Below are 4216 nucleotides of genomic sequence, written 5' to 3'. Positions count from 1 at the left end.
GAACCTGATAGTCTTTCCCTTATTCTTTAAAAGCTAAAACTCTCACCTTTATACTTTAAAAGCTTAGCTATTAAAGTAACAGTAATGAGAGGCACATTTCAAAATCCGAATGTATATTACTAAAAGAATCAATACTAAATGGGAAATCAATCTACCTATCGTTTTAAGGGTTCAACATAAATTAAGTTAGTTATACCACCACTTCCACATACGACTGTTGCTACTCTTAATTTTCTTCCTGGAAGCATTATAGTTGATACCCAGCTGTGTTCTGAACTACTTAAGTTCCATTCATCAAGATAATAAGGATCTCTTATACCGTTTTTGTTTTGCATAATATAATACCCTTGGGTGGAATCCTTAGGATTTTCTTCAACAACTCGAATTAAAACCAATGTATCGTATCCTTCTTTTATTTCACAACCTGATCCCGGTTCCTCAGCCATCTTTAATGTTTCGTAGTCAGTTAATGTAGGGTAGTATCCATCTACTTTCTCTATATCAGGAGGTGGTTTTGGGAGCTCTCTAATAGGGTCATTTGAGGTAATATCATTATCGTTAGGACTTTTTTTCGTTGTGTCAGTTTCATTCTGATTTGGAATCTTGTTGTGATTCGAATTATTCCAGATTAAAAAAGTAGCTAATAGAGCAATAACTAATAATGCTATGGTAAGAGTCAAATATCGATTTGCCTTTGCTCGTAAAATATCTTTAATTATTATAAGTTTTTGATTTGAATCTAGGTTGGAGGTATCAATACTAACGCCAAGGTCATTGAGGGACATTTCTATCGCTCTAATTCGATCTTTAGGATTTGCACTTTGAATTTCTTTTAATCTTGTATTGTTTTTATTTCTAAAATAGAAGAAGATATAACCTGAAATCAATCCGAGAAGTCCAAATAACGTGGTTGGAATGTATGGTGTAAAATTTATTTCAAGTAGCATCATCTTAAATTACGATAAAGTTTAAGTCTTTATATGTGTTCTATAAATTATAGCAACTCGGTATTTGATAGCACTAATGTAATCATATACGGCTTTATTTGCTACAAGCAGACAATCAAACCTCAATAATTATAAGGGTTGCTAAACTCTTTTTACCAAAACAGTCATTCTAAAGGTTTTACTCCTAAAACACCCCTTTTTGCTCGTTTTCATGCTAAACCTGCCTTTTTGCTTCATTTTGTACTAAAACATCTCTTTTGCTTATTTAAAAGGTAAAATGTAGCTTTAAGAGTAAGAATTAGATTTAGTTAACTCGTTATATCTTTTACAGTGGTATTTTCATCATTCTCATAATCGCTTTATACAAAATAATTACTGACACTCTTTCAATGGGATTGGCTGAAGGTGGTAGAATGAATCAAAGATCAACTCTTAATCCTTGATTTGATTTCTTTATAATTGGATACTTATGTCTACACCCTGAATGAAAACAAATTCTAAGAGTATATTCTAAGTCTATTTACCTTGCTATGGGAAGAAAATCAAAAAAAGTAACTCAGCTTGAAAGAGACCTTAGGGCGAAAGTGGAAAAGTACGGGCTCGGCAGCTATGAAGTAATGAAAGATTACGACGGTTCCGCAGAGTCAGGTGAATATTATGCATGGTGGTATTTTCCTGAACTCATTGATTTTCATAGAGCGATAAGACAAACAGTACCGACCTTGCATATTATTAATATTTCCATCCTCATAAACTCAGCAATAGTTATTGAAGGATTTCTTTATGAACTCATCAAATATAACGTGGGAGAGAAACTGAACGACAACAGTCTGGAGTTCCGTTTAAACCAAGATTTTAATGAGAAGCTGGATAATTCAACTTGGTCTGACTTAAAAGGATATTATAAGACTGCAACAGGATTAGATTTGCACTCGGCTACCAGTAACGAGAACTGGAAGAGCATATCCACATTGTTTCATTTTAGAAACATGCTAACTCATAGTAAACCAGTAAAGTTTACTGTTAAAGTTGTCAATAACAAGCCAGTAATGAAGCACTTTGGACATTATGAGAATGTTTATAATTTTTTGGTGGAAAAGAAGTTAGTTAAACCAGTAAACTTTGTCAGGTCAATGAATACAGATCTGATTAATTCGGCTATAGTAGACTTTTTCTGGAGTGAAACTCAAATATTTCTTAAAAACGTGTTGAATTCTAACAAAGAATCTTATAATCCACTAATTTGGGAGTCCTATGAGATTGCTTTTGAATATAAGTCGTCACAGTAAGTGCGTTAATACCATTTCCCCAATTTCCTAAAAGTTTTAAAAGTTGCCTCTTATAGAGAATGAAAGTCGTTTGAACGAAAAAAGGAAAAAGCTGTGTGAGCTTTTAAAGAATCAGTCTGGTTAATTTCCTGATTTTATCTACACCAAGATAACCTAATCCTCTTTTAGCCTCATATAACATCCTCATTTTATTTTATCCCCCCCGGTACTCGTAATACTTACTCGCTATCTCTATATAAATCAATTTTGTCTTAAGCGCATAGTACTCGCTCTGATATAAGCCCCTCACCATCATTCTGAAGGAATGTAAAAGATTTTATGTTAGTCGATCTGGAAGATAGGCAACCAACCCCATATTTTTCACCTATTCGAGAAATCCCAAACTCTCATCATATCCTATACTAAGAATAGTGCCTGAGTTTCCCAGACTCATTAGCTTCTAAAGTAAATCCTCACTTCTCAACCTATTATTTTATAAGCTAAAACTGCTTTCATTACTCTTTCAAATCACTTTCCTGCAAATCAACACCCTTCAATCCTCTAAAATTCAACTCTTATGAACTATTTACAAGCAATTCACTTACCTGATCGTCAAAAGGTACGCAACCACGAAATCAAAAAATGCTATTTCAAGATCATAAAAGAGATAGCAGAACTGTCTACAAGCTTTAAATCAGAGAATCTAAGAACACGAATAGAAATTGATCACAAACAGAATCAAAACGCTCAATCTGAAATTTATGAAGTGTTGACAGATTACATCTACCTCTGCTTAAATGCGGATAAGCAAGGTCACTTTTCTATTGCTTACGCACTGAATGATTGTGCTTCTGTTTACCTGGGTCAATCTCTTTATACTCAGGTTATCCGTATTCTTTATAAGCTAACTGCATCTTCAAGCACGAAAGTGAACATTGAGGATTGCCTTCAGGTATTCCCATACTATTCTGAGGTCTTTGATGATGCCAGGAATATTGTAAGGATTAAGGAGTACAACTACTACAAACAAATCATTGAAAAGAAGGGCCTCTAAAGGTCCTTTTCCATTTAATCAATTCTATTCACTTAAAATCTATTGTTATGACTGTAAAAACACAGGACGAAGAATTCCAATTAGCGCAAAACCTTAAAGCAAGGAACAAGGAAGTTGAAAAAGCTTACCATCAAATCACACAAGCTGTAAAACCTCTACTTACTGTATTTGAAAGTAAGAAGTACAGAACCTGCATTGAAGTTAATCATGCAAAGAGTGCTAGAGGAACCAATCTGGATCAGGAATTCATCTGCTTCTTCTGGAACATAACCCTTGCAACTAATAAAGCAGGATATAAGATGCTGTACTTCACTTATGATGAAGATGCACTGGCTAAGTTCGGAGCAAGAATGTACAACAGAGCATTAAGACAGCTTTATAAGCATACGATGTTTGAAGCTACAAAACTGAATATCGAAGATTCTGTAAGGCTAAACAATCCTGCTAACGTACAATCTTTCTTTATTAACAGGTTAGCTAACGGTGAGAATGACTTCATTTCCATTAGCATTGAGGAGAAAATGAACTGATAATTTAAAAGCTTACTTCGGTAAGCTTTAGCTTCTAAAATATATACCATGAAACAAAAGGAATTTTTTAAACCAGAACCAGTTCGCCCAGAGCCAAAAGAATTCAACTATCCTGGAAGACTACGCAAGAATCATGTTAGAGCACAGATACCAGGAAGTTCAAATATTTTAATGCATAACAGAACTACTGAGAGTATCTATAAAAGGGTTCTTAAGACAGCTAGAGATCTTCATATCAGCTCATCAGATAAAACATTAAAAACAGTATTTGAGAAAGACTCAAGAGGAGATCGAAGCACATTTGATGAAATGGAGATCTTTGTTTCTCCCTGCTTCTACTTCAGATTAAGCTGTGATTTCTTACTATACTATCAGATTGAATATGCATTCTATAATTGTCCATTTGAGGATGAGATT

At 34.0% G+C, this 4216-nt stretch carries 5 protein-coding genes; 4 read left to right on the top strand and 1 reads right to left on the bottom strand.

Going from position 1 to position 4216, the window contains the following annotated elements:
• Positions 1-155: 155 nt before the first annotated feature.
• The gene (locus ACLCDL_RS17810; RefSeq protein WP_423149765.1) at positions 156-950 is read right to left on the bottom strand and encodes a hypothetical protein; all 795 of its coding nucleotides are present in this window, start codon (positions 948-950) and stop codon (positions 156-158) included.
• A gap of 527 nt (positions 951-1477) precedes the next feature.
• Between ACLCDL_RS17810 and ACLCDL_RS17805 the strand changes: the two genes are divergently transcribed.
• The 4 genes from ACLCDL_RS17805 to ACLCDL_RS17790 form a co-directional block, all read left to right on the top strand.
• Positions 1478-2236, top strand: a complete 759-nt coding sequence (locus tag ACLCDL_RS17805; protein WP_423149764.1) for a hypothetical protein — start codon at positions 1478-1480, stop codon at positions 2234-2236.
• A 556-nt stretch (positions 2237-2792) separates the two neighbouring features.
• The gene (locus ACLCDL_RS17800; RefSeq protein WP_423149763.1) at positions 2793-3269 is read left to right on the top strand and encodes a hypothetical protein; all 477 of its coding nucleotides are present in this window, start codon (positions 2793-2795) and stop codon (positions 3267-3269) included.
• Positions 3270-3316: 47 nt separating this feature from the next.
• On the top strand, positions 3317-3799 hold the full coding sequence (locus tag ACLCDL_RS17795; RefSeq protein ID WP_423149762.1) for a hypothetical protein: 483 nt from the start codon (positions 3317-3319) through the stop codon (positions 3797-3799).
• Between the two features lie 48 nt (positions 3800-3847).
• On the top strand, positions 3848-4216 hold a 369-nt coding region (locus ACLCDL_RS17790; protein WP_423149761.1), incomplete at its 3' end, for a hypothetical protein.

Origin of the sequence: Rubrilithobacter danxiaensis (assembly GCF_047272945.1) — a bacterium.
GTDB classification, from domain to species: Bacteria; Bacteroidota; Bacteroidia; order Sphingobacteriales; family Sphingobacteriaceae; genus Rubrolithibacter; species Rubrolithibacter danxiaensis.
This window is presented reverse-complemented; position numbering and strand designations above follow the sequence as displayed.

Excerpts from the sequence above, each read along its gene's own strand:
- ACLCDL_RS17810 (WP_423149765.1), bottom strand. The coding sequence starts at position 950 with ATGATGCTACTTGAAATAAATTTTACACCATACATTCCAACCACGTTA.
- ACLCDL_RS17805 (WP_423149764.1), top strand. The coding sequence starts at position 1,478 with ATGGGAAGAAAATCAAAAAAAGTAACTCAGCTTGAAAGAGACCTTAGG.
- ACLCDL_RS17800 (WP_423149763.1), top strand. The coding sequence starts at position 2,793 with ATGAACTATTTACAAGCAATTCACTTACCTGATCGTCAAAAGGTACGC.
- ACLCDL_RS17795 (WP_423149762.1), top strand. The coding sequence starts at position 3,317 with ATGACTGTAAAAACACAGGACGAAGAATTCCAATTAGCGCAAAACCTT.